Consider the following 23,671-nt stretch of genomic DNA (forward strand, 5'->3'; position numbering starts at 1 on the left):
ATCAATTGTATCGAGATTTTTACAATTATCTTTGGAAGATTTGTAGGATAGCAGGGAGGAACGATCGCCCCTTGCCCAGAGTCTCCACACCCGAAAGGATAGTTCGTTGGTGTGAACTGATCCGAAAGATGATTGAGCTGTGCTGAACTGGAGTTGCAGTGTGCAGCAGGAAACCAGAATGATGAGGCGATCTCGTCGCAGAAACCGATGGTCGGACTATTCCAACGGTCGCGTTCTAATGCTCGCGATCCTGGGTGTGCTACTTTTGGGGATTGCGCTTACTGGCTTAAATTGGGCGATCCAAGCCGTTGGCGGATCGGCATCGACGCTATTGACCGATCCATTTTTGCAGTTGCCAACGGCAAACTCGGTTCGTGTGGTCTGGTTTACGGAGTTTGAGGGCGATCGCCACACCGTTCGCTATGGCGACCTGGGGCAAACGGCAGCCGCCAATACAACGAAGCTCAGTCGCGTACGGGAAGACGAAAAATCACGCGTCGGAGCGCAAACGGAAGATGGTCAAGTGTACCAGGCTCCCGTGATGCGCGATGTTTGGCGGCATGAGGCAGAGGTGACCGGGTTGGAGCCGGGGGTACGGGTGCCCTATCAGGTGATGAGTGAGGTAAATGGGCAGCAGGTGCGGAGCGATCGCTTTACCCTGGCGGCGTTGCCAAACCCAGGACAGCCGTTGAAAATTTTGCTGACCTCAGACCACCAACAAATGCCGATGACGGCTGCCAACCTGCAAAAGGTGGTGGAGACGGTGGGACAGCCAGATGCGGTGTTTTTGGCTGGAGATTTAGTGAACATACCCGATCGCGCCTCTGAATGGTTTGATGACAACCGGGGCGCTGCTTTCTTTCCCAGTTTGCAGGGGCACGCCGAGCGAGAGCTAGACCGGGATGGTGTGGTGTCACGCTATAGCGGTGGAGCCATCATTCAATCGGCACCGTTGTTTCCGGCGATCGGCAACCATGAAGTAATGGGTCGCTTTTCGATGGACGTTGGTTTGGGGGAGCAGTTTGATGATCCGTACCCTCGGCAGGCGGCAGCCGAATATGCCGAGATGTCACAGCTTGACGCTAACACCAATTCCACCCAGACAGACTGGCTACAGGACCATTCATTCAACAGCGACACCTATGAAGAGGTGTTTACGCTACCAGAAAGCAGTTCAGGAGGTGAAAAATACTATGCGGTGAGCCTGGGTGATGTTCGGCTGGTGGTGCTGTATGCCGCAAATATCTGGCGCAAATCTAGTCTGGGGCCGGAGGTCAAAGGTAAGTATCGAGAGCGGGATGATGACCTGAAAAATCCCGAAAAATGGGGATATGGGCAGCACATCTTTGAATCGATTCAGCCGGGTAGTCTCCAATATGACTGGCTGCAAGCTGAACTCAATGGGGCAGATTTTCAGCGGGCTACCTATAAGGTGGTGATGTTTCATCATCCGCCCCACTCGCTAGGGGATAATGTGATGCCTGCTTACACTGATCCGGTGCAGGTGGTCGATCGCCTTCCAGATGGTCGCCTGAATGCGGTTCGCTACGAGTATCCGCTGGAGGCAGATTACCTGATTCGGGATGTGGTGCCGTTGTTGGAAGAGGCGGGTGTGCAGTTGGTATATTATGGGCACTCGCACATCTGGAACCGCTTTGTCAGCGATGCTGGAATGCACTTTTTAGAATCCTCGAATGTGGGAAATACCTATGGGGCATATGTCGAGAACAAGCGGCGATCGATTCCACTAGGGTTTGATGAAACCTATGTGGCAATGGGCGACCCGAATGGGCTGGAGCCAGTGATGCCGTCGATCGCACCGCTGTTGGATGAAGCTGGACAGCCGCAGCCTTATGTTTCCAGTGATCAGATGACGGCGTTCAGTATTTTGGATACGGGAACGGGAACGGTAAGCAGTTATCGGTTTGATACTAGAGATCCGGGGTCAGAGGTGATTCAGTTTGACCAGTTTCAGTTGCAGTGAAGTGGGTGGTGCGGGTAGTTAAGTGGGGCCATTCGAGACCTTAGGGGCTTACCTCAACCCCCACTGGGGGACGACCCGCTTCCCCCAGACCCCCTCCGATTGGGTTGATGAGAGGAGAGGTCGCATCGCTTCGCATCGGTTTGCAGTTCGGGCATTGTCTGAAAATGGACTTGAGGGGCTAGCTTTTTGTTACCGCTGTTGCCTATCGGTTGCTAGAGGAAGGGTGCATTGGATGCGAGTAATCTCAGCGTCGGCAGTGGCGATCGCGCTTGAGCTGGCTTTGGCGGCGGGTTGTTTGCAGGGTGTGGCTAACAGTTCCAGGCGACCCTGCATCATCTCCATAACCATTTGATTGAGCAACAGCCCTAATCCAGGGTTGAGTGAGGTGGAGTCTTCTGGCAATTCCGAGTAGGTGGCATCTGGCAAACGCTCCTTTTCTAGTAGCAGTGCCTCAATGGAGCGATCGCTCTGGTTGGGGGTGGAAGTCATTAAATCAATGGCCTCATGCCATGCGGTAGATGGTCGCTCATCTTCGATCCAAATGTGAATCTGGTTGGTGGCGGGTTCCGGGTGAAGGGTGAGTCGAATTGTACCTTCGTACATCAAGGCAATAGGGGTATCCAGCAAACTCACCAGTACTTGCCGCAGCCAACGCGGATCGGCCATCACGTGCAGGTCGGGTTCAGGAAACTCAATCTCAAGCCGCAAGCTGCGATTTTTGGCCTGAAGGTGGATGAGGCGATGGACATCTGCCAATAGCGCTTTAAGCTGTACGGGTTGAATTTCTAACCGACGGCTACCGTGAGCAGTTTTGGAAACGCTGATCAGTTCGTCTAGCAACGACAGCATTTTGAGGGCGGCGGCGTGAGCTTTTGCCACAAAGTCTCGCTCTTCGGCTGGGTTGTCACACAAATCGGACAAGATCAACTGGTGCAGGCTGATAACGCTGTTCAGGGGCGATCGCAGTTCATGGGAGGTACGGGCTAAAAAACCGGCCTTAAATTGCCCCATCTCGTCTGCCAGTTGACGTGTGACCTGAGCGTGTTGAAGCTGCGATCGCAGTGCTAGCATCTCTGAATCATCAGATAGCACGGTTGTAGCGCTGGCGGTGGCGGAACCATGAGGTTGAGGCGTTAATCCCAGGCGGAAGCGCCACAACCACCAACCGATGCTTAAACCAACCAGTAGCCCAATCCCTAAAAACGCGAAATTAGTCCAGCTCATAGTGATTAAAACGGTATTAGGCAAATTATAAAAAGACGCGAAATCCAGAGACTGGCACTCCTAGTCTGTCATTTTCTTAACCTCGAAAAACACTCGTTCATCCGGACAGTTATTCAACTCAACGGCTAAATTAAGCTGGCAACAGATCGATTCAAAGCGGACAGTTAAAGTCCTGCAAAACAGACATCGGTATGCAAATGGACAGGAGCCGATAGGCCGATATATTCGGTTGATCTTGAACGTTCACTGCACCTTCAAAGTTCAGCGAAATGCTTTTGCCACGCTAACTTTGCTGCACCCACAATGCCCGCCTGGTTGCCCAACTCGGCTGGTAGTAGCTGTAGACCTGCCCGCGAACTGAGCAACACCCGTCGTTCGATTTCTTCCCGCACGGCTGGAAAGAAGAATTCTGCACTGGCGCTGACCCCACCGCCAATGATGATGGCTTCTGGAGTCAAGATGTAAACTAAGCTGGCTAACCCTGCACCCAAATCTCGCCCATAATCGTGCCAGAAGGCGATCGCATCCGCATCACCTGCTCTGGCTCTGGTTCCCAACTCTTTGGGGTCTAGCCCCGTTCGTCGCTGAATGGCCTGCACCGACACATATTGCTCCAACGACCCCCGGTTGCCGCTCTTACAGCCCGGTCCCTCTGGGTTAAGGGTAATCAATCCCAATTCGCCACCGGCTCCCTGATGCCCCACAAACAGCTTTCCTTCTAGAATAACCGCGCCCCCTACTCCGGTTCCCAGGGTAAGCATCAGCAGGTGCCGAAACGATCGCCCAGCCCCTAGCCAGTATTCGCCAACGCCAGCGCAGTTGGCATCGTTTGCCAGAGTGGTTGGTTTGCCCGACTTGGCTTCTAACCAGTCGGCCAGTGGAATGTCGTACCAGCCTTCTAAATTAATCGCTACCCTGGCAATCCGCCCTGCCGCGTCTGTTGGGCCAGGTGTGCCAACACCAATAGCAACACACCGCTGCTGTGGATCGAGTTCTGCGATCGCTGCTAGCATTTCGGCCAACACCGCCTCAGGATAAGCGGGTTGCGGTGTTGGAACGGTTACAGCCTGCAAACACTGGCCTTGCCAGTTAAATCGTCCCAGTTTAATGGCGGTGCCGCCCAAATCAATGCCAATGACTTCTTCAGAATTCGGCGCATCGGCTTCTATACCCATATCAAACGGATCGCTAAAGGGCGTTGGTCAAATCTGCCGTTAATTATACGGGTGTCCGGACACCGATACGTAGAGCAGCCTGATTCAGGCCAACCAGGATTCCTGAGAAGATGGTTGAACAGTGCTGACTGTAATTCAATAGGCTCATGCTCCAGTAACACTTCATCTTTAATGAAGTTCATGCACGTCTTTACCGTTCTGCCCGAATCAAACCATGTGCTACAACTATTCCTCATAGGGCTGTAGACCGGAATCTCTGAATTCCGTTTTTACTAGAATGACAGTAAAATCCGCAATGGCGATCGCGTTTCTTTAAAATTTCAATGAAACTTGAAGAACAGCTAGCAGGTTATTAAGCGCGTGCATAGCAATTGGCACGTAAATGCATTTCGTTTTGAGCTGGGCATATCCCAGAACCACGCCAAACACAAAAATTCCGGCAATGTCGTACCAGGCGTATTGCAGGTGGATGATCGCCCAAACGATCGCAGGCAGGCCAATTGCGCCAAGGTTACCCAAGGCAGAATGCTTGATCCCCTGAAACATAAAGCCCCTAAAAAAGACCTCCTCAAAGACAGGAGCCATTACAATCAGCGCCAGGTACAGAGCAGGCAAAAACAAGGCTGATTCGTAAATTTCGGAGACATAGTTGGGCACCAACGGGCGATCGACCAATGACTTGAGCAGGTCAACAATGGTAATTACAAAGATGGTAATGAGGCACCAGGTAATTAGCTCTCGTCGGCTGGGAGGCCGTATCCCCAGGTAAGACTTTACCGATAGCCGCTTGCGAAGCTTAATAAACAGCACGATCAATGCTACGCAGAGCGGAGCCGATGCGATCGTCGAAATAGATAGCACAAACCCGTTGGTAGACAAATCTCTGATCAGCAGCATCAGGTCAGCAGACGGGTTTTGAGCCATTTGGTAGCTCAGAAAGGCCGTCAATACCAGCGTTTGAATTAATATAAACGCCACAAAAACAAGGACAGAAAATCCTAGAGTTGCCCAAAGACCCCAGGGCTTTGGTTTCGCTTCAGGTTTAGCGGGTAACGAATCATGCATGGTAATCGCTCCTGACTGCCGGATCGGCTAAAACCAGTGTGGTCATCTACTCGTTGTCGTTGGATTGCGATCGCCGAATCCGATCAATCTCTTGCTGCAACGCTTCTAGCTCTTGCTGCAACCGTTCAACCTCGTTGGACTGGGCCTCTGCATCCACATCGACGGCTCCTTCACCGGTGCGGCGGTAGTTGCCTGTTCGTATTTGATGATACTCGGATGACCCTGCCCATTCCTGCAAAAAGTGAACCCGCTCGACAGTAAAGGGGTGGGTCAGAAATACGCCCTGGGTCACGTTGTTGTATAACAAAAACTTGTATACCTGGTTAATTCCGTCTTGATCGAGCGCATGGTAGCGTTCCGACTGGCGAATAAATTCCGGTAGGCTCAGCTCGTTAATATGGCGGGCGCTTCCTCCGGCCATCAGCATCATATTTTTTAGTACGGGTGTGAGGCTGTCGGTTACCAGCAGCGCGGCACGGTCGGCAGACAGCTCTGCTTTTCGCAACCACTCGTAAAATGCCAAAATTAGCCCTGTACTGACCAGGCTGCTCAGGCCGAAGGTCATGCCCGATAGCCCAAACACCAGACCGATCGCCCAGGTTGCCATCTGCGTCAGCGTTGTGTGGCCGCATTTGATATGCCCTAGTTCGTGGGCAATCACCGATCGCAGTTCTGCCTCCTCCACCAGATCCAACAGCCCCGTATTTAGCACAATGCAGGGGCGATCTTGCCCCAAGGCGTAGGCGTTCACCGTGGGCGCTTGCGACACAAACATGACGGGTTCAGGGTGAATGTCTAAATCACGCACGCAGTCCCGAAACAGGTGATAAATCGAAGCATATTGGCGCGGCCCCACCTCAATGCTGTTTCCCATCAAATACACATGGCGTGGGCGTTCGTAGATAAACTCAACAAACTTCCGAGCCATTAAATCAAAGCCGGGAACGCTCCGTAGGGCTTGTTCCGCTTGATAATCCAACGGATGCCGAAAGGCTTCGCTGGAGATTCCCGTATATGTTGGCATAACCCATTCCTTAGACAACATCGGGCTGTGAAGCAAGCCTGACTTCTGAGAGGATGCTTTAAAAGTAGCAAATGTGCCACATTCGCTCCCTGAGTTCCTCAACCTGAGAGACTTCCGAGCCAGTTCTGTTTCAAATCCATCAGAACTGATAGATTTGCGCCTGCGGCAAGCCAGAAAAGGGGGCGGTTCGAGTAGACAATCAATCCTTTTTAACCATCCTCTAAGGCACACCCCACCGCAACCATAGATAGTAGAGACAGTAACTATAGATGGACGTTAACTGAGAAAAACGTTAGCCGCGATAGACCAATCGGGTGATTTGTCGCTCATAACAACCCACCAAGCGCGGGTAGCACGAGTTAACGCACAACTTCGGCTTTGGCCAACGGTGCAATTCCAGCTAACTCCAAAATATTGGGAATCAAATCTTCTCGTTTGACGGCCATCATGTGAACACCCTGGCAAAGCTGGCGAGCCAACTGAACCTGCTCTGCGGCGATTTGTATCCCCTCTTGCAGCGGATCGGTGGCGCGATCGAGCCGATCAATGATGTGCTGGGGAATCGTGACACCGGGCACATTGCGGTTAATGAACTGAGCATTTTTAGCTGACTTTAACAAAAAAATGCCGGCCAGGATGGGTTTTTGGCAATCTAATGCAATCTGGTTCATGAATTTTTCGAGCTGGTCAAAGTCTGAAATCAGTTGACTTTGGAAAAACTGCGCTCCCGCTTCTAGCTTACGTTCAAAGCGGCTTTGTAACCCCGACCAACTGGCGCACTGCGGATCGATCGCTGCTCCGACAAACAGATCGGTAGGGCCATCGCTCAGCGGTTGATGGTTCAGGTCAATTCCCCGGTTAAGAGAACCGATGAGCTTAAGCAACCGCACCGACTCCAGGTCAAACACGCCTTTGGCAGAGGGATGATCGCCAGCCTTCACCGGATCGCCCGTCAATGCCAAAATATTGCGAATGCCCAGCGCTTGTGCCCCCATCAAATCGGCCTGGAGAGCGATCGAGTTGCGATCGCGGCAGGCCACCTGACAAATTGGCTCAATGCCATGCTGCAACAAAACCACTGAAGCGGCAACGGACGACATCCGCAGAACCGCACGGCTGCCATCGGTAATATTAACGCCATGTACCCAGTCTTTGAGCTGCCGTGCCATTTGCACCATGCGCGACGGATCGCCTCCCTTCGGTGGCATCACTTCTGCTGTAATCAAAAACTCTCCCGACTGAGCGGCGACGCGAAAACGGCTAGACGGTGCCGGAAGCCAGGTATTAGAAGCGTGATGGTTGGTATCGAACATTGATGGTTAGAAAGCGTTATAGAGGTGAGGATGAATAAGCGGTTTAAGTAGAGGTCGCGTTCTGCATCGGGCAACGAAGCCCTCAGCATTCAAAATGGCATTTTTTAACACCCTACACCCTATCTCCATCCTCATAAAGGCATTGAATATCCTAACGCTGCTTTCACTTTGTGCAACGTTGGGTTGGCGATCGCTTCTGCCTGTTCGCGACCTTGACGCAGCACCGACTCCAGATAATCTTTGTTAGCCATAATTTCGTGATATCGGTCTTGAATGGGGCCGAGTGCAGCGATCGTTGCTTCGGTAAACAGCGGCTTAAACTGTCCCCAACCCATCTCCCGACACTCTTCAGCAACCGCATCTTTTGTCTTGTTGGCCAAAATGCTGTACAACGTCAACAAGTTGTTGCATTCGGGTCGCTCTGGGTTGTCAAACTCCAGCCCCCGCATCGGGTCGGTTTTACAGCGCTTGATCTTCTTAGCAATCACATCGGGCGGATCGAGTAAATTAATTCGGCTCAGGTCGGACGGGTCAGACTTCGACATCTTCTTGGTGCCATCGGTCAGGCTCATGACCCGCGCCCCTTCTTTGCGAATCATCGGTTCGGGCACCTTGAGGACAGGATTTCCTTCAGAACCAAACTGAAAATTGAGCCGATCGGCAATGTCACGGGTTAGTTCAAGATGCTGTTTTTGATCCTCACCCACGGGCACCTTATCCGGCTCGTATAGCAAAATGTCTGCCGCTTGTAGCACCGGATAGTTAAGCAAACCCGCCCCTACGTTTTCACCCTGACGAATGGCCTTTTCTTTGAACTGCACCATTGCCTCTAACCAGTTGAGCGGCGTTAGGCACATAAACAGCCACGTCAATTCAGAATGCGCCGACACATGGGATTGAACAAAAATCGTAGCGCAATTTAAGTCAATGCCGCAGGCCAGATATAAGGCTGCCACTTTGTACGTGTTGGCTGCTAGTGTTTTAGGGTCATGGGGTACTGTAATGGCATGTAAGTCTGCCATAAACAAAAAGCTGTCATACGCTTGCTGGATTTCGACCCAATTGCGAATGGCTCCTAGATAATTTCCTAAGTGAAGTTCGCCCGTTGGCTGAATTCCAGAAAGGACGCGCGGCTTGCCCATAGGCTGTGATTGTCTCCCCTGCGACGGAATAGTGAACACGCTGAAAACGCTATTCAACAATTGTGACTGACGACGACTCGTTCCAGCAAAACTCTTGCCGACTGCCTCGATAGAGTGTAACCTTGCGTCAGTATAATTTAAGGAATGTAACAGTATGCGAACAGCCGCTCGCACAATAGTTTACATTCTGCATTCACCAAATCCTTTAGAAGACGATTTAGATATGCCCCAATCTGCCACCGTGACTCCGCTCAGCCAGCTTCAGGCGTGCATTGCTCAGGCTCAAAATTTATCCCACCACTCAGACGCAAACGAAACCTTTGCAGAACTGCGCGATCGCCTCGCTAGCGAAAATCCGCAAGCGGCTGAGTTGCTCGAAACCTTGTGGAAAGAGCTGTTGTCTGCCCGCCGTTCGGCCTTGTTCTGGCAACAAATTTGCGATGTCGAGCGAGATTTGGCTGAGCAAATGGCGGCAAATCACGTTCAGCTTCAGCAGAATTACTTGCGCTTAATGCAAGAGCAATAACCGATCACTTCCACTCATCCGCAGAGCTGTACTTCGTTAAAGTGACGCATTCCAAGGCGTTGCTGAATCGCGGCACAAATTCGCCCCTCATCCCAATTTCAGGAAACGTCCAAACCTGCAGATTTCCCCACAGTTGGGGCAGGGGCGATCGCAGCCATGACCGCTTAACCATGCATCCGTCTTTTAGCAACGCCTTCTACCCATTTTTTCGGGTGCAAGAGCCTGGTTTAACCACAGCACATAAGCTGCATTCGTCCCCTGAATCCCTCAACCTTAGGCACCTTCCGAGCCAATTCTGTTAGTCGATTGGTCGGCTTGGCAGAAACAGAATTTGCTTTTTCGTATCTAATCGGCTAATTTCTTGCCCAACGGCGGCGGCTGAAGGGGTGATGGTTTGCAGCAAAAAGGGCAAGAGCTTGAAGGTTGGCGTATGGGTCAAAAAATAGCCCCCGTGAACGTCGATTTTGCCGAACAGATAGAACACAATATTGACCAAATCGATAACTAACGCCGTCGCAGGTTGCTGCGATAGCCCGATCGCATTGACCCCCACCATGCGGGAGCAATCTAAATAATTGAAACTTTCAAACAGGTCGTAGGCCGAGGTGGGCTGCACCGCCTGCCGCGATACGATCGCACTGCGAATGAGCAGCATTTCCTCGAGCTTCTGGCCTCGATGCAGGTACACATTCCCCAGCCGCAAGCCCGACATTTCAACGCTGGGTTCGCTAAACCAGTTCCCCACGGTCGAGAGGTAGCGCAGCACAACATCGCGATCGCTCGACAGCAAATAAATCTGTTCGCAGCGACGAATAGCAGACCGCACATAGTTGTTACGCCCTTCTCGCAGCAGCTCTAACGGAATGTCGGGCGAGGCCAGAACGAGCTTGCCCAGGTCTAAACATTCGCCCATCGCTCCACGTTCATGGGTGAGGCGATCGTCCTTGCCAAATCGATCTGAGATTACCCGCAGCATATTCACCAGCACCAGGCCACCCATGCTGTGCCCCACCAGGTTGACCCGTTTGCGGTTCGTCGGTGGAATGATGTCGCGTTCCGAGACTTGAAACGCCGCCGATTTGAAGGAAGCAACTTGCAGGTCTTTGAGCTGTTTGTCGAGCCGCCAAAAGAACTCGGCCAGATCGGGCGCACCATAATGGATAGCACGGTAGCGATCGCGCTGATACACCAAGGCTCGCAACAAGGCAAACGCCAACAGCCAGGTAATAAAGAAAACAAGCGGAATTACCCAATACCAGCGGACTTGCAGCGGCAAAATCAGGTCATACAGCCCGGTAAAAATCAGGCTTGGCACCAGACTCAACACAAACATGCTGCCCAAAAACTTGAGTACAATGCCCCAGTTACGAATCAGGTCTTTGACCAACCCGATGTTCAAAATAGGCTGTTCGCTAGGCCAGTGGTACCCAATATAGACATGGCGAGGAGGCAGAGTAGTAGGCGGTTGAGACTGGCTCTCGACTGCAACCTCCGGCGAGGCAACCGTTTCAACGTTTACCTGTCCAGAAAACAACTGAGTTGCTTCCCTGGCAAACGACGCAAAAAAGCTCTGCGCCGGACTGCCATATCCATGAGTGCGAACGGTAATGCTCTCGATGTCGTTATCGTGAATCACCTGAGCCAGTTCATCAACGTTAAACAACGGTTGAAACAGGTTGGGTGGCGGCAACTGGCGCTCAACACTTAACGAAACCGAAGCGGTGCTAACGATCAGGAAGGTTTTGCAATCGTTGCGGCTCACCCTGCTGCCATCGTAGGAATACACCTCAAAGTTGCGTCCGATCGCCTGCGTAAACTCCTTGTTTTTCCAGGAGTTGAGCGTGGTTACCACAAAACCAGCATCAACAGCAGCAAAAAAGCCTGGATAACAGCTCTGGCAATCGGATAGTTGCTGCGCCGAGCAGTAGGCTTCTAGCTCCTGATACAGCGTCGTTACAATGTCTGCTACCGTTGTTTTGCCTGCATACACCTCTGGATTCGCACCCAACATCGGCTCGTAGGCCAACTGGACAATCCGCGTTTTGGTCCACCAGTCCGAATAGGGAGCCGCACTGTGAATAATTCCACCCAACCATTGCTGGTCAGTGCGGCAAGTTTCTTCGTCTTTCCATGTAAACGGCAGCGATTCTTTAAGCTCTGATCCACCCATACATTGCACCAACTGAGGACTAAAGACTTCAGATGTTTGCTTTGACTTTGACTATAATCGCTAGAACTACCAGCGTCACGGGCTGTCATTCATTATTAATAGTCGGTCAGCTTCACCTGTCTGGTCTTTAGTCCATCTGGCCAGTCCTGGCTAATTCATCTGATCCAGAGCTTCTTCCACCTTGGCAACCCCTTCAGCATTGTTTTGCTGCTCATACAGCGTGCGGGCTTGTTCAAAGGAGGCGATCGCCTCAGCAATGCGATCGCGCCCCTGCAAGGCTAGACCTAGCTGATAGTGCGTTTGAGGCTCGTTGGGTTGCAGTTCGATCGCTTCTCGGTATTGAACGATCGCCAGCAGGTAATCTTCCTGCTCTAGCAGCACATTCCCCATCAACACATGCACATCAGCTAATCCTGGATTAGCCGAAGCAGCGCGACGGTAAAACGTAAGTGCCTGGTCTAAATTGCCCTGCGCTTGAAAGATTTCGCCAATTTGCAGGTGAGTTTGGGCATTGCGCGGCTCCAGTGAAGCGGCGCGTTCCAGAGCCGTTAACCCGTCTGGTGTGTTGCCTAAATTGATCAGCGCGACCCCTAGGTTAATTTGCACATCTGCTTCGCGTGGAGCCAGTTCTGCGGCACGGCGCAAGCTCTCAACGGCTTCTGAATACCGCTCTTGCTGGATGTATGCCGAGCCAATGAACTTGTAGGCTTGGGCACTGTTGGGCTGAAGCGCCGTCACCCGCCGATAGGCATCGATCGCCCCATTAAAATCTCCCTGCCGCGCCAGTACAACGCCCAGGCCGATAAAGGCTTCGACGTTATCTTGATCCAGTTCTGTTGCTCGTCGGTAAGAGGCAGCGGCACTGCTGTAGTCTTGCAGGTTAGCCTGACTAAATCCCAGAGCGTAATAGAAATCGCCGTTGTCGTTGTCGAGGGCGATCGCCCGTTGATACGCCTCAACAGCGGCTTGATAGTTATTTTGTCTGGCCTGTAAAAAACCAAGTGCCGAGTAAATGCGAGCGTTGTCTGATTCAATCGTGGCGGCTTCTTCGTATACGGGAATGGCCTCAGCCAGTTGTCCGGCATCGACCAGTTCTCGTCCCCGACGCAACAGATCGCGGAGCCGTTGGTTCTCAGGGTTAGCTTGAGCCAGGTCAACCGAGGGTGCCTGAACAGCCTGAACAGAGGGTACAGCGATCGTCCAGCCGCTCAACAGCAGTAGCGTAGCAATCAATACTTGTTTATTCACGGTCAACTGTCCTGAATGTCCTCATTACGTTCTCAAACGGTCTGCCATCTGATCCGGGGATCAGTCCTGTCATTTCAATCAATCTTTTGATCTTTATCTGACTTCAGCCCACTTGAAAACAGTAGAAGCAAAATTAAGATGTTCTGATAACGTGGCGAATCGTTTTCTCTCCATTTTGTTCCCGTCAAAATGTATGGTAGTAGGCAGCTGTGGGATGCAATCAATGATTCCTTAATTGGCTGGTTGAGCGATCGCACTCGCTGGGGCAAACGCCATCCCTGCGTGCTGCGGGGAGCGATTCCCTTCGGTATTTTCGTCTTTCTCCAATGGGTTTTCTCTAAATTTGGACTCGGGTTTTGGCTCTCGTCAGGGCAGTTTGTTCTGGTACTACGTCATCATTGCTTTACCTTAGAAGCAAAAAGGCTTTAAAGATCGCACAAAAGCGATTAATCGTCTGGGACGACAACACCTGGAAGTAAGTCGGCAACGTAACGACTGGGCTGTGAAACAAGCCCGGGCGTTGGTCATGTCTGGCGGCTTGATTGCCTGCAAAAACTGGCATGGTGTGGAACATGGCACGCAATCACCATCTGGTGAAGTCCATCAGTGTCGCCGCCTGGAGTTGGTTGGTTGATTGGGTGAAACACTATGCCCGAATCTTCAGCAACCTGTTCCAGCTCAGACCACCACGATTCAAAAAGATGCTTTGACTGCAAGCAGTCCGTTCAAAAGATTTTGAGTAACCGCCCTCATGTGTGTCCTCACTGCGGCTCTGTGCGATGCAGAGATGAAAATGCGGTGTGGAACATCCTTGACAAGGGGTGAGATTGGCTGGAATCAACGCAGGGCATACGGAAATCAGCACCTCCCGATAGAACGATCGCTATTCCGCTCAAGCCATTGGTTTGGACAAGTCGGCTGGATGAAGGAGGAACCCCACGCTGTCTTGTAGAGCGCGATGGGAGGATGTCAGATTGAGGCACAGAAACAGTTGCAGAGAAATAGCGTCCCCTTAAATCAGGTAGTTTTGCTCTGGCTGCTTGTTTACCGTCTAATGATTCCTGTCTAATGATTCTGGGTACTCTGAACTGAACTACACCAGAGAGGCGTTATAGGACATATGATTTAACCTGTAACGAGCTGATTCTTAATCGGGTTTTACGTCGCGAGCCTGGTCTAATGTGACAGACTTAAGATTCAGATCCTTTGGCACTCATAGCGGGAGTTGAGGAAATCCCAACATGCTTGTATGTCCTCAATGTCAGTTTGAAAACCCAGATACCCATAATTTTTGTCAACGGTGTGGTACTTCGCTCACCGATAGAGTTTGCCCTGCCTGCGAAGCATCCGTTGCCTTTGATGCTGAATACTGCCCTCAGTGTGGTGCTAAAACAGGAATAACCTGGCAAGTCATTTTGTCGGGTGTTACCGATGCCTCATCGGTTCAAGCGTTCGTTACATCTCAGATGCCTGATTCTGAACCCGGGGTGCAACCCTTACCCAGCCGCTTTTTAGACGAGCAGCAACGGTACCTGTTGTTGGAACTCACCGCAACCGGGGTTGATTCAGAGCTAGAAGGGCGAGTATTAGATTGCCAACCTCTTCAGCCGTCGTTACTGGAAGTGGTGCAAGATCCAGAACAAACCCATCCAGAGTGGTTCACGGCTGATGTGGCAACCACCCTGGAAAAAGCAACGATCGCCGATGCTTTAGCGGTGCCTGCGATCGCCCAAGTTTATCTCACGCTTCAGCCGCGTAATGTCTCTTTGCCGCAGATTCATGATGCCTGGGAGTCCAACGGGTACACGGTTGTGCTGCTTGCCGATCGGGCTGATCTGCCGCTCCTGCTCGACCTGTGGAGCAGCGAAACCGTTTTACCGCTGCAAATTTTGCACTGGCTCCACGAAATGATTGAGATGTGGGCGATGTTGGTTCCTCACCGTTGCAGCCAGAGTTTGCTAGAACTCGCCAATTTGCGAGTAGATGAAGATCAGCTATTGTGCCTACAACGGCTTTACTTTGAACCCCAAGACCAGCCTGCCGAGTTAAAAAATTTAGGTCGCCTGTGGCAAATTCTGTTTCAAAAATCTCAGCGCACTCAGTTTGGGGCGCTGGCTCACCTTTGCCATGATCTGGAAACGGGTGCCATTTTGACGATTGACGACCTCCGATTGCGTTTTGAGGCGATCGCGAACGAAATGCAGTCTCCTACTATTCCCATTGATATGCCGTCTGATTCTTCACAACCGCAACAGTTCCCCACTCTCGACTCCGAATCGACCAACTCACCTGAACCCGAAACAGCAGACCTGGTCAACGCCAACTTGTTGCTAGATACCGAAAGCGACAACACGCCGACCTCAGCGATGGCGACCCGACTAGAGTTGAGTGAATCGGAGGACGAATTGGGAAACGATGGGGACGATGCTCCTACTGTTGTACTGCCGATGCGGTTGGTTAGCCTGGAAGATGCTGGACGAACGGACATTGGTCGGCAACGCGACCACAACGAAGATAGTTTCAGCATTCAGACAGACATCAGTAAAAGTGAAGACCCCCAGGGACGAACCCTGAATGCTAAAGGGCTATACATTTTGTGTGACGGCATGGGCGGCCATGCCGGTGGAGAAGTAGCCAGTGCCCTGGCTGTTGAAACGCTGCAACGGTATTTTGAGACGCACTGGCACGACAGACTGCCCGACAGCGAGATTATTCGGGAGGCGGTTGTCCAGGCCAATCAGGCTATTTATGACATGAACCAGCAAAGCTCTCGCTCTGGCAGCGGGCGCATGGGAACGACAGTCGTGCTGGTGTTGGTTCAAGATACCGAAGCGGCGATCGCCCACGTGGGAGACAGCCGGCTCTACCGCTTTAGCCGTCGCCAGGGGTTAGAGCAAATTACCGTTGATCACGAAGTCGGTCAACGTGAAATTCAGCGTGGTGTCGAGCCAACGATCGCCTACGCCCGACCCGATGCCTATCAATTGACGCAAGCCCTTGGCCCGCGAGATCAAAACTTCATCAACCCAGATGTGCAGTTTGTCGAGCTAAACGAAGACTTGCTGCTGCTGCTATGCTCCGACGGCCTAACGGACAATGACCTGCTTGAAACTCATTGGCGCACCCATTTAGAGCCGCTTCTCAGTTCCCAGGTCAGCCTGGAGCAGGGTGTAAATCAACTGGTTGACCTGGCTAACCATTACAACGGCCATGACAACATCACCGCTATAGCGATTCGCATCAGGGTTCGACCCAATTTAGATGGCCTCAAATCGTGATACTTAAAGCAGCGAATGAAAGGCAAGACGGGTTAGTACCGCCTTGCCTTTAGAAATAGAAGTTTGTGCTTTTTGGGTAATACCAGGACAAATGCCCAAGCGGTTACGCCTCGTCGTCGTCCCAGGTTTCAACGTCGAGCAAATCCCCAATTGGGTCTTGCATGGAAAACTCGAAGTCTTCCAGCTCTTTTTTCCAGTAAGACCACTCGTCACCGTAAAGTAACGCGATTTTCCAAATACTGTCCGACGGCTTGATCAGCTTCGAATCAACAAGCGATCGCACCTGTCGTTGCAACTTCACCATCGGGTGAATAACCTGCTGGTCCATAACACTTTTTGTCATGATTGAATTTTGTGAATTCTGCAATTAAGAACTTCCTGACGTCGATTCAGCACTAGTTGCGTGGCTATCCGTGCTGCCAGGACCCCGTTTCTATTAGTAAATGTTAGCATACCCGATCGCAGATGTGTGATGGGCATTGGGTTTAACCATTGAATTTCCATATTGGTTGGAGAATTCAAATGAGTAAAACTTACCAGTACCAGCAGAAAAACCCGGATTTAGACTGGTCAACCCCTGGACTGAATTAGTTAGAACCATTACGTTTAGAAGGCGTTTAGCCAGCAGGAATAAAATCGATTGAGTTGGATCGAGCATCTTGCGATCGCCCTTCCCTCAACTGCAACTAGATCCAAGTTAAGGCTACAGGGTTAACCATTACTAAAGCGTCAAACTATTTCGTGAAATTAGAAGATTTTGAGGCTATCAAAAGGTGGAGATTGGCAAAAATGCGACTATAATTAAACTTTTGGGTAAGTCTTTACAGAGGAAACTAAATGTCGCGATATCGAGGTCCACGCCTCAGGGTTGTGCGTCGTTTGGGTGAGTTGCCGGGATTGTCGCGCAAAACTCCCAGACGGGCCTATCCTCCAGGACAACATGGTCAAGCGCGTAAAAAGCGCTCAGAATATGCAGTTCGCTTGGAAGAGAAGCAAAAGCTGCGCTTTAATTATGGCATCACGGAACGGCAACTGCTCCGCTATGTGCGGAAAGCTCGTCGGGCAACCGGTTCAACCGGACAAGTGTTGCTGCAATTGCTGGAAATGCGGTTAGACAATACCGTTTTCCGTTTGGGTATGGCTCCTACGGTTCCATCTGCCCGTCAGCTTGTGAATCACGGACATGTTACCGTTAATGGCCGCGTGGTTGATATTGCTAGCTATCAGTGCAAGCCCGGTGAAGTAATTGGAGTTCGAGACAGCGATCGCTCTCGTAAGCTAGTTGAAACCAACCTTCAATTTCCCGGTTTGGCTCACCTTCCTAGCCACTTGGAATTCGACAAGAACAAGATGGAAGGTAAGGTGAACAGCGTTGTAGAGCGTGAATGGGTTGCGCTTCAGGTCAACGAACTGCTGGTGGTTGAGTATTACTCTCGCCAAGCCTAACCTATACAGTATTTGCATTTATTACTGCTTCTAATGAGGCTGCTGAAGTGGCAGTAAAAATGATTCAAACAAACCCTCCGGCCCGTCAGTCGGAGGGTTTGTCTTTGGTTGGCGTTATACATCAGTCAGCAAAGCCTACCTCTTCTAGAGGGTGGGCTTAGACGTCATCAAACGGGTTGCATTCGCCCTCCAAATCCCCAATTTTGGTAAACATTCTGCGCCGATGCGGTTCAAAGTTCCTCGGAATTGGGAGCTTACACCTGCGGTCAGCCAGAAAAGAGAGCGGTTTGAGTAACAATCAGCGCTTTTCGCACAAGCTCTTAAGCGGGGGGGTAAGCGTGCGACGGGGGTGGGCATGTTGCTGCCGTAACGAATAGCTCGACTAAGCCCGATGAGCAGCAATTTGCTGCCGTAACCGCTCGGCCTGATCAGATAGATCGGTTTGAGCGATCGCTTCTTGCTCCCCTGATTTGAGCCATTTTAGTTGCGCCGTTTGGTTATCTGCTTCTGTCTCGCCTACCACCAGGCAGGCGATCGCTCCGCTACGGTCGGCTCGTTTGAACTGTTTACCAAAGGCGCTACCGCTAACGTCCAGTTCTACGGCAAAGCCAAGGTGCCGCAGTTGCTGCGCCAGTTGCAGCGATTGGGCTTCGGCGCGATCGCCCTTGGAAATCAGGTAAAAATCGAGTGCCGATGGCAATAGCGGTTGGAGCGTTTGCAGCAGCAGCGTTAGCCGTTCCAGGCCGCTAGCCCAACCCACTGCCGCTGTTGCTTCTCCGCCAAGTTCTTGCACCAATCCGTCATACCGACCACCGGCACAAACGGTCGCTTGCGCGCCTAACGCGTCGGATTGAATTTCAAAAACGGTGTGGGTGTAGTAGTCCAACCCTCTCACCAGGCGAGGATCGATGGTGTGAGCAATACCCAGATCGCTCAAAAGTTGTTGAACTCGATCGAAGCGGGTTTTGGACTCTGGACTGAGATACTGTAGCAAGTTTGGTGCATCGCACAGAATTTCTTGAGTTCGAGCCTCTTTACTGTCTAAAATTCGCAGCGGATTGCGCGTCAACCGATCTTGAGAATCGGCATCCAATTCTGGCTTGTAGGGGGTTAAGTAGGTGACCAGAGCCTCTCGATACTGGTTGCGATCGTCCAGGTTACCAATGGAGTTGACAGCAAACCGCAGGTCTGTCAAACCGAGCGTTTGCAATAAATCGGAGGCGATCGCAATCACTTCCGCATCGGCTCTGGGGTCAGCACTTCCCAGCACCTCAACACCTAATTGATGAAACTGACGTTGCCGCCCTTTTTGGGGACGTTCGTAGCGAAACATGGGGCCTAAGTACCAGAGGCGTTGAGGGGTACCCTGCGCCTGCAAGTGATGTTCGATAAAGGCGCGAACCACACCCGCTGTATTTTCCGGACGGAGCGTGAGTGAGCGATCGCCCCTATCCTTGAACGTATACATTTCCTTACCCACCACATCAGTGGCCTCGCCAATGCTGCGTTCAAACAGATCGGTTTGTTCAAAAATAGGGGTACGAATCTCTCGATACGCCGCTTTGCTGAAGATGTCCCTAGCCACCGTTTCTATTTGCTGCCAGTAGCTCACCTCATCTGGCAGAATATCCCGTGTTCCTCGTAGCGCCTGAATTCTGCTCATGCAATAGAGATGACTCACTCAACAAAATATCGACTGCTGTTGGAGATCCGTTGTTACGGTCTCTCTGTTTTCGTCTCAGTTGTCTGCGATCGCGGATTGACGGCATTCCACGCACCGTACCGATCGCTATAGTATTCCAGGATTTGCGCTACTCGTTGTTGAGCGGCGGCATTGGCTGTGGCTGTGTATTGAATCCACAGGCTGCCAACTTGACTTTGGTGATAGTCAAACTGGTGCGACGTTTGCGGCAACAACCCGGCATCAACTCCGGTTACCTGCCGCAAATGAGCGGCAACCTCTCGGTAGACGGCTAGCGGCAAACCAACGCAGTAAAGTTGATATCGGGACGGAGATGCTTCAGCCGTTTGGACGGCGCGATCGCTCATAACTGAAAACCTGCTCAGCAACAAAGGGATAGCAACACAGCTCGGCCTCTATCGTGATCATGCCACTAAGAGATGATGTCGTCGCTAGAAATGGGTAACGTACAGCAATTGACATCGTTCAGACACACTTTACCCCATTGCAGCGCCCAACGTACAAGCGCAACCCGGTTCCCCGTCGCCGTTTTAGTCAGAATGTTACTGATATGGTTATCAACCGTACGTTTGCTAATTTCTAATTTTTCTGCAATCTCCTGGTTGGTCAAGCCAGCCGCCACTAATTCTACAATTTGCAGTTCTCTATCTGAGAGAACGCCGGGGGTCTGAGACTCGCCGCCAGTCATAACGTTTTTTACCCATGTATATCTACCTATTCCTACCTTCAATTTTAAGGGCTGGTTCGCCAAAATGCCGCTCAATACCGCCATTTTCATTATTTCGAGGCATCGCCAGCCTGGTGGTATTGTTTGCGGGTGAAATGCTAAGTTGCTAATGTCAGGCTTTAAAGTCCAGATTCTTCAATGATCCCAGTGATCCCGCAGAGGGTTTGGGGCAACCACCTGGTCTGACGCTTTGATATTGATAATGAATATAGAGATGTTTTAATTCTTGCTCCTATGCCATTTATTCATGTTCCAAAACCTTGGCAGTTGCCAGAGCGAGACGTCACACCTGAGGCTTATTTTCTAAATCGCCGCCGGTTTGTTAAGGGATTAGTGGGTGCTGGAATGATAGGCTCTTTTGTGCCGCTGCTGGGGTGTCAACAGCAGCAAGCCTCGGCTGAGGCAGCGCTAGCCAACACCAACCAATTAAACGCCTCCAGCAACCCCAACTTTGTAGAGGTCGATCGCCCTCAAACCAATGAGCTATTGGCGGCTACCTACAATAATTTCTACGAGTTTGGTGGTTCCAAATCCATCTGGCAAAACGCTCAGGCATTACCAACAGACAACTGGCAAGTCGAGGTAACGGGGTTAGTCAACAAGCCTCGCCTGTTTACCCAAGACGATTTGCTAAGTACCTTTCCGCTGGAGGAACGGATCTATCGCTTCCGCTGTGTGGAAGCATGGGCGATGGTTGTTCCCTGGCTGGGTTTTCCCATGAGAGCGTTAGTAGAAGCCGTTGAACCAACCGCGCAAGCCAAGTTTGTGCAATTTACGTCCTACTACAACCCTGAGGTTACAAAAGGCCCCGACTTTCATCTGGGCGGTCTTCCCTGGCCGTATACCGAAGGACTGCGGCTGGATGAAATGACCAATGAGCTGGCCTTCTTTGCTGTTGGCATTTATGGTCATACGCTTCCAAAGCAGCACGGTGCGCCAATTCGTATGGTGGTGCCGTGGAAGTATGGTTTTAAGGGGGCAAAATCAATTGTCAAGATTGAGTTCACCAACACCCAACCCAGTACCTATTGGAACACTATTAGTCCCAATGAGTACAAATTTGAAGCCAATGTTGAACCCGATGTGCCCCATCCCCGCTGGTCACAGGCCAAAGAACGGTTGATTGGCGCAGGTTCAAAGTTTTCGTGGGAAGAGCGCCCGACTTTGCTATACAACGGTTACGGCGAATACGTTGCTCAACTGTATGATCGGCCTAATCAAGTCTGAGGGGCATAACGCGAGCAGCCAATATAGGATGCAGCCAATATAAGATGCCTATTTGGGTTGCAGAAGCGCTCTAACGTTGGATGTAACGTCATCCAACGCTAAGGGTTTGCTCATATAGGCATTCGCTCCAGCTTCGAAGCAACGCTCGCGATCGCCCGCCATTGCCATTGCCGTCACTGCAATTACGGGAACCCGCTGCCAAAGTGGATGAGCTTTGAGCTGTCGTATGAGTTCAAAACCATCAATGCCAGGTAATTGAATATCCATCAAGATCAGATCGGGTAACGTCTGGTTGGTGAGCAACGGGGAATCGATCGCGTCCTGCATACGGTTGCCGTCACTAATGAGTTCAACCCCGTATCCTTCTAGTTCCAGCAGTTCGGTCAAAAGCACCTGGTTGTAGGGCTGATCCTCAACAATCAAAATTCGCTGGGTTCCGGTTGCGGACACTGTCTCAGGTGCCCCTGTCACTGGCGGCGGGGTCAGGGAAGTGACGCTACTAGCAGAAAGTTCCCGCCGCTGCTCGGTGAGCGGTAGCCAGATGCGAAAAGCGCTACCCTGCCCCAGAAGAGACTGAAACGATGTCGTACCACCGTGCAGTTCAGCCAGTCGTTTCGTCAATGCCAACCCTAAACCGCTGCCCTCGTGGCGACGCGTCAGGGATGCATCCAGTTGCTGAAAGGGTTGAAATAACAGGTGCCATTTCTCTTCAGGAATACCAATGCCCGAATCCATAACTTCAAAGCATATGTAGGGCGTGCTGGAATGAATAGGGCTATGATCTGGGCGCTGTTCCTGCATCAACTGGTTGCCGTAGGCGAGTTTGCAGGTGAGCTTAATGCTGCCTGTTTCGGGCGTAAATTTGACCGCATTCGACAACAGATTGACGAGCATTTGGAGGACTCGCCGTTCGTCTAACATTGCTTCTTGAATGCGATAGTCTAGTTCCAGGGTTAGCCCCAACCGCTTTTTCTCGGCACGCGGTTGAATCATTCGCAGACATTCACGGCAGAGGTCTTGAACGGATACGGGCTGTAATTCTAGCTCGGCTTTCCCGGCTTCTACTTTAGATAGGTCGAGAATGTCGTTGATTAATGACAGCAGATGTTGACCGCTGCGTTCGATCGCTTGAATTTGAGTCATCTGGCGATCGCTCAATTGGTTATCTGTCTGTCGCTGCAACAAATCAGAAAAACCCAGAATGCTGTTAAGCGGCGTTCGCAATTCGTGCGACATGGAGGCCAGAAATTCAGATTTCATGCGAGAAGCGTGTTCCAGGTCGGTGTTAATTCGCTGAAGCCGTTCCTGGGACTGCACCCGTTCGATCGCCACGCCCAGGGTGCGGCAGGCGGCCAGTAGCATGTCTTGCTGGGGAGCCTCTTGCAGTTTACGCAGCGTCCGAGATTCTAGAGTTAAAACGCCAATAATTTTGCCATCTCCAGAGGGAATCGGAAAAATTCCGAGTTGCCCAATGTGGGGGTGACGAAAAGCAGGCACTCCATCAGGATTCATAGCATAGTGTTCCACAAACATGGGTTCACCCGTTTCCACCACTTTCCACAGCAACCCTTGCCCGTAGGGAATGCCCTGCTGCAAAGCAACGTGCATCTCAGCAGAAATTGGTTCACCATACGTGGCGATGAATTGGGCAGAGACATAGTTCGTTAGCAGGGTAGCGCGGCGATCGGAGCCGTCTCCTTTGATAACCTTGACATCGCCAAATGCAGAACTCATCGCTTGAACCAAATAGCTCAAAGCAAATTTGCAAATATCATACAAATCTGCCGAGGTTTGCAGGTGCTCTGTTAACCCTAATAGAAACGTCAGTCGCCGCATTTCCTCGTTCAGGTTTGCCTGCGCCTGCTGCTGAATGGTGACATCGCGAAAGTTGAATAGCTGCCCACCTTCCGACGTTAGCGTTGTATAAATTTGCAAGCAAACGCCGTTCTCTTGCGTCAACGAAAAGACAGTGTTGCCACCCTCGGCCTGGGTAACCGCTTGATGAAATTCTATGAGCTGCTGAGGCGACCAGTAACCCCGTGCCACCAGTTCCGCAAACACCTCCTGATCACAGGGTTGTTCTCGGAGCCATTGAGTAGATAGGCTCCACATTTGCGCCAATTTTTGGTTAAACAGGACTAACTGGCGATCGCGATTAAACAGAGCAATAGCATTATCAACTTGATCTAAAATCAAGGATTGCTCTGCTTGAAATTGTTGCAGGCGGATAGCAATCTGTTCGGCTGAATTCATGCTGTCAGACGTCAAGGCCGTAATAAGTTTAAATTCTGAGGACAAAATATAAAGAACTATAATCAGTAAGGAGATTATTGACCACCCTACCATCTAGTTTTGAGACGGAAAATAGACTTCACCGTTTTATTTAGAGACTTTCTAGAGACTTTAAAGTTGGATTGAGA

Annotated in this window: 22 protein-coding genes; 8 read left to right on the forward strand and 14 right to left on the reverse strand. The window is 51.2% G+C overall.

Annotated elements, in window-relative coordinates:
- Window positions 1–181: 181 nt before the first annotated feature.
- Window positions 182–1,984 carry a metallophosphoesterase gene (locus IQ268_RS05740; protein ID WP_370584650.1) on the forward strand — a complete coding sequence of 601 codons (1,803 nt, stop codon included), beginning with the start codon at window positions 182–184 and terminating at the stop codon, window positions 1,982–1,984.
- Between the two features lie 189 nt (window positions 1,985–2,173).
- Here the strand turns inward: IQ268_RS05740 and IQ268_RS05745 are convergent, their stop codons facing one another.
- From IQ268_RS05745 to trpS, 6 genes are all read right to left on the reverse strand, one after another.
- On the reverse strand, window positions 2,174–3,208 hold the full coding sequence (locus IQ268_RS05745; RefSeq protein ID WP_193876448.1) for a sensor histidine kinase KdpD: 1,035 nt from the start codon (window positions 3,206–3,208) through the stop codon (window positions 2,174–2,176).
- A 254-nt stretch (window positions 3,209–3,462) separates the two neighbouring features.
- Window positions 3,463–4,383 (reverse strand): ROK family protein, encoded by a 921-nt coding sequence (locus tag IQ268_RS05750; protein WP_193876450.1) that lies wholly within the window; start codon window positions 4,381–4,383, stop codon window positions 3,463–3,465.
- A gap of 312 nt (window positions 4,384–4,695) precedes the next feature.
- Entirely contained in the window at window positions 4,696–5,448 is a 753-nt protein-coding gene (locus IQ268_RS05755; protein ID WP_193876451.1) for a CPBP family intramembrane glutamic endopeptidase, read from the reverse strand.
- A 46-nt stretch (window positions 5,449–5,494) separates the two neighbouring features.
- Window positions 5,495–6,472: a M48 family metallopeptidase gene (locus IQ268_RS05760; protein WP_193876453.1), complete on the reverse strand. Its 978-nt coding sequence runs from the start codon at window positions 6,470–6,472 to the stop codon at window positions 5,495–5,497.
- A 359-nt stretch (window positions 6,473–6,831) separates the two neighbouring features.
- Complete coding sequence (locus IQ268_RS05765; protein ID WP_193876455.1) at window positions 6,832–7,785, reverse strand: methylenetetrahydrofolate reductase; 954 nt, start codon at window positions 7,783–7,785, stop codon at window positions 6,832–6,834.
- Window positions 7,786–7,916: 131 nt separating this feature from the next.
- Window positions 7,917–8,927, reverse strand: a complete 1,011-nt coding sequence (trpS, locus tag IQ268_RS05770; protein WP_193876457.1) for a tryptophan--tRNA ligase — start codon at window positions 8,925–8,927, stop codon at window positions 7,917–7,919.
- A gap of 154 nt (window positions 8,928–9,081) precedes the next feature.
- Between trpS and IQ268_RS05775 the strand changes: the two genes are divergently transcribed.
- Window positions 9,082–9,453: a hypothetical protein gene (locus tag IQ268_RS05775; protein WP_228035127.1), complete on the forward strand. Its 372-nt coding sequence runs from the start codon at window positions 9,082–9,084 to the stop codon at window positions 9,451–9,453.
- A gap of 4 nt (window positions 9,454–9,457) precedes the next feature.
- On the opposite strand, the gene IQ268_RS05780 is transcribed toward IQ268_RS05775, so the two are convergent.
- From IQ268_RS05780 to IQ268_RS05790, 3 genes are all read right to left on the reverse strand, one after another.
- A complete protein-coding gene (locus IQ268_RS05780; RefSeq protein ID WP_193876459.1) occupies window positions 9,458–9,625 on the reverse strand; it encodes a hypothetical protein in 168 nt (55 codons plus the stop codon).
- A gap of 126 nt (window positions 9,626–9,751) precedes the next feature.
- A complete protein-coding gene (locus tag IQ268_RS05785) occupies window positions 9,752–11,623 on the reverse strand; it encodes an alpha/beta hydrolase (RefSeq protein ID WP_193876461.1) in 1,872 nt (623 codons plus the stop codon).
- Between the two features lie 150 nt (window positions 11,624–11,773).
- Window positions 11,774–12,871 carry a tetratricopeptide repeat protein gene (locus tag IQ268_RS05790; protein ID WP_339383603.1) on the reverse strand — a complete coding sequence of 366 codons (1,098 nt, stop codon included), beginning with the start codon at window positions 12,869–12,871 and terminating at the stop codon, window positions 11,774–11,776.
- 189 nt (window positions 12,872–13,060) lie between these two features.
- Here IQ268_RS05790 and IQ268_RS05795 point away from each other — a divergent pair, with 189 nt between their 5' ends.
- From IQ268_RS05795 to IQ268_RS05805, 4 genes are all read left to right on the forward strand, one after another.
- A complete protein-coding gene (locus IQ268_RS05795) occupies window positions 13,061–13,300 on the forward strand; it encodes an MFS transporter (RefSeq protein ID WP_193876464.1) in 240 nt (79 codons plus the stop codon).
- A gap of 73 nt (window positions 13,301–13,373) precedes the next feature.
- The gene (locus IQ268_RS32750) at window positions 13,374–13,505 is read left to right on the forward strand and encodes a hypothetical protein (protein ID WP_255527146.1); all 132 of its coding nucleotides are present in this window, start codon (window positions 13,374–13,376) and stop codon (window positions 13,503–13,505) included.
- A gap of 14 nt (window positions 13,506–13,519) precedes the next feature.
- The gene (locus tag IQ268_RS33305; RefSeq protein WP_193876466.1) at window positions 13,520–13,696 is read left to right on the forward strand and encodes a zinc ribbon domain-containing protein; all 177 of its coding nucleotides are present in this window, start codon (window positions 13,520–13,522) and stop codon (window positions 13,694–13,696) included.
- Window positions 13,697–14,112: 416 nt separating this feature from the next.
- A complete protein-coding gene (locus IQ268_RS05805) occupies window positions 14,113–16,149 on the forward strand; it encodes a serine/threonine phosphatase (protein ID WP_193876468.1) in 2,037 nt (678 codons plus the stop codon).
- A gap of 103 nt (window positions 16,150–16,252) precedes the next feature.
- Here the strand turns inward: IQ268_RS05805 and IQ268_RS05810 are convergent, their stop codons facing one another.
- Window positions 16,253–16,477, reverse strand: coding sequence for a DUF4327 family protein (locus IQ268_RS05810; protein ID WP_193876608.1), 225 nt, complete (start codon window positions 16,475–16,477; stop codon window positions 16,253–16,255).
- Between the two features lie 509 nt (window positions 16,478–16,986).
- Between IQ268_RS05810 and rpsD the strand changes: the two genes are divergently transcribed.
- Window positions 16,987–17,595, forward strand: a complete 609-nt coding sequence (gene rpsD / locus IQ268_RS05815) for a 30S ribosomal protein S4 (protein WP_193876470.1) — start codon at window positions 16,987–16,989, stop codon at window positions 17,593–17,595.
- Window positions 17,596–17,977: 382 nt separating this feature from the next.
- Here rpsD and hisS read toward each other — a convergent pair whose 3' ends face one another.
- The 3 genes from hisS to IQ268_RS05830 form a co-directional block, all read right to left on the reverse strand.
- Window positions 17,978–19,258, reverse strand: a complete 1,281-nt coding sequence (gene hisS, locus IQ268_RS05820) for a histidine--tRNA ligase (RefSeq protein WP_193876472.1) — start codon at window positions 19,256–19,258, stop codon at window positions 17,978–17,980.
- 53 nt (window positions 19,259–19,311) lie between these two features.
- Window positions 19,312–19,644 carry a hypothetical protein gene (locus tag IQ268_RS05825; protein ID WP_193876474.1) on the reverse strand — a complete coding sequence of 111 codons (333 nt, stop codon included), beginning with the start codon at window positions 19,642–19,644 and terminating at the stop codon, window positions 19,312–19,314.
- A 65-nt stretch (window positions 19,645–19,709) separates the two neighbouring features.
- Window positions 19,710–19,985: a LuxR C-terminal-related transcriptional regulator gene (locus tag IQ268_RS05830; protein WP_193876610.1), complete on the reverse strand. Its 276-nt coding sequence runs from the start codon at window positions 19,983–19,985 to the stop codon at window positions 19,710–19,712.
- A gap of 273 nt (window positions 19,986–20,258) precedes the next feature.
- On the opposite strand from IQ268_RS05830, the gene msrP reads away from it, so the two are divergent.
- Window positions 20,259–21,251 (forward strand): protein-methionine-sulfoxide reductase catalytic subunit MsrP, encoded by a 993-nt coding sequence (msrP, locus tag IQ268_RS05835; RefSeq protein ID WP_193876476.1) that lies wholly within the window; start codon window positions 20,259–20,261, stop codon window positions 21,249–21,251.
- 48 nt (window positions 21,252–21,299) lie between these two features.
- On the opposite strand, the gene IQ268_RS05840 is transcribed toward msrP, so the two are convergent.
- On the reverse strand, window positions 21,300–23,504 hold the full coding sequence (locus tag IQ268_RS05840) for an ATP-binding protein (RefSeq protein ID WP_193876478.1): 2,205 nt from the start codon (window positions 23,502–23,504) through the stop codon (window positions 21,300–21,302).
- Window positions 23,505–23,671: the final 167 nt, after the last annotated feature.

Source organism: Oculatella sp. LEGE 06141, from assembly GCF_015207605.1.
Taxonomy (GTDB): Bacteria; Cyanobacteriota; Cyanobacteriia; order Elainellales; family Elainellaceae; genus Oculatella.

Coding starts and splice junctions, on each gene's coding strand:
- IQ268_RS05740 (WP_370584650.1), top strand. CDS start 182: ATGAGGCGATCTCGTCGCAGAAACCGATGGTCGGACTATTCCAACGGT.
- IQ268_RS05745 (WP_193876448.1), bottom strand. CDS start 3,208: ATGAGCTGGACTAATTTCGCGTTTTTAGGGATTGGGCTACTGGTTGGT.
- IQ268_RS05750 (WP_193876450.1), bottom strand. CDS start 4,383: ATGGGTATAGAAGCCGATGCGCCGAATTCTGAAGAAGTCATTGGCATT.
- IQ268_RS05755 (WP_193876451.1), bottom strand. CDS start 5,448: ATGCATGATTCGTTACCCGCTAAACCTGAAGCGAAACCAAAGCCCTGG.
- IQ268_RS05760 (WP_193876453.1), bottom strand. CDS start 6,472: ATGCCAACATATACGGGAATCTCCAGCGAAGCCTTTCGGCATCCGTTG.
- IQ268_RS05765 (WP_193876455.1), bottom strand. CDS start 7,785: ATGTTCGATACCAACCATCACGCTTCTAATACCTGGCTTCCGGCACCG.
- trpS (WP_193876457.1), bottom strand. CDS start 8,927: ATGGGCAAGCCGCGCGTCCTTTCTGGAATTCAGCCAACGGGCGAACTT.
- IQ268_RS05775 (WP_228035127.1), top strand. CDS start 9,082: ATGCGAACAGCCGCTCGCACAATAGTTTACATTCTGCATTCACCAAAT.
- IQ268_RS05780 (WP_193876459.1), bottom strand. CDS start 9,625: ATGGTTAAGCGGTCATGGCTGCGATCGCCCCTGCCCCAACTGTGGGGA.
- IQ268_RS05785 (WP_193876461.1), bottom strand. CDS start 11,623: ATGGGTGGATCAGAGCTTAAAGAATCGCTGCCGTTTACATGGAAAGAC.
- IQ268_RS05795 (WP_193876464.1), top strand. CDS start 13,061: ATGTATGGTAGTAGGCAGCTGTGGGATGCAATCAATGATTCCTTAATT.
- IQ268_RS33305 (WP_193876466.1), top strand. CDS start 13,520: ATGCCCGAATCTTCAGCAACCTGTTCCAGCTCAGACCACCACGATTCA.
- IQ268_RS05805 (WP_193876468.1), top strand. CDS start 14,113: ATGCTTGTATGTCCTCAATGTCAGTTTGAAAACCCAGATACCCATAAT.
- IQ268_RS05810 (WP_193876608.1), bottom strand. CDS start 16,477: ATGGACCAGCAGGTTATTCACCCGATGGTGAAGTTGCAACGACAGGTG.
- rpsD (WP_193876470.1), top strand. CDS start 16,987: ATGTCGCGATATCGAGGTCCACGCCTCAGGGTTGTGCGTCGTTTGGGT.
- hisS (WP_193876472.1), bottom strand. CDS start 19,258: ATGAGCAGAATTCAGGCGCTACGAGGAACACGGGATATTCTGCCAGAT.
- IQ268_RS05825 (WP_193876474.1), bottom strand. CDS start 19,644: ATGAGCGATCGCGCCGTCCAAACGGCTGAAGCATCTCCGTCCCGATAT.
- IQ268_RS05830 (WP_193876610.1), bottom strand. CDS start 19,985: ATGACTGGCGGCGAGTCTCAGACCCCCGGCGTTCTCTCAGATAGAGAA.
- msrP (WP_193876476.1), top strand. CDS start 20,259: ATGCCATTTATTCATGTTCCAAAACCTTGGCAGTTGCCAGAGCGAGAC.
- IQ268_RS05840 (WP_193876478.1), bottom strand. CDS start 23,504: ATGAATTCAGCCGAACAGATTGCTATCCGCCTGCAACAATTTCAAGCA.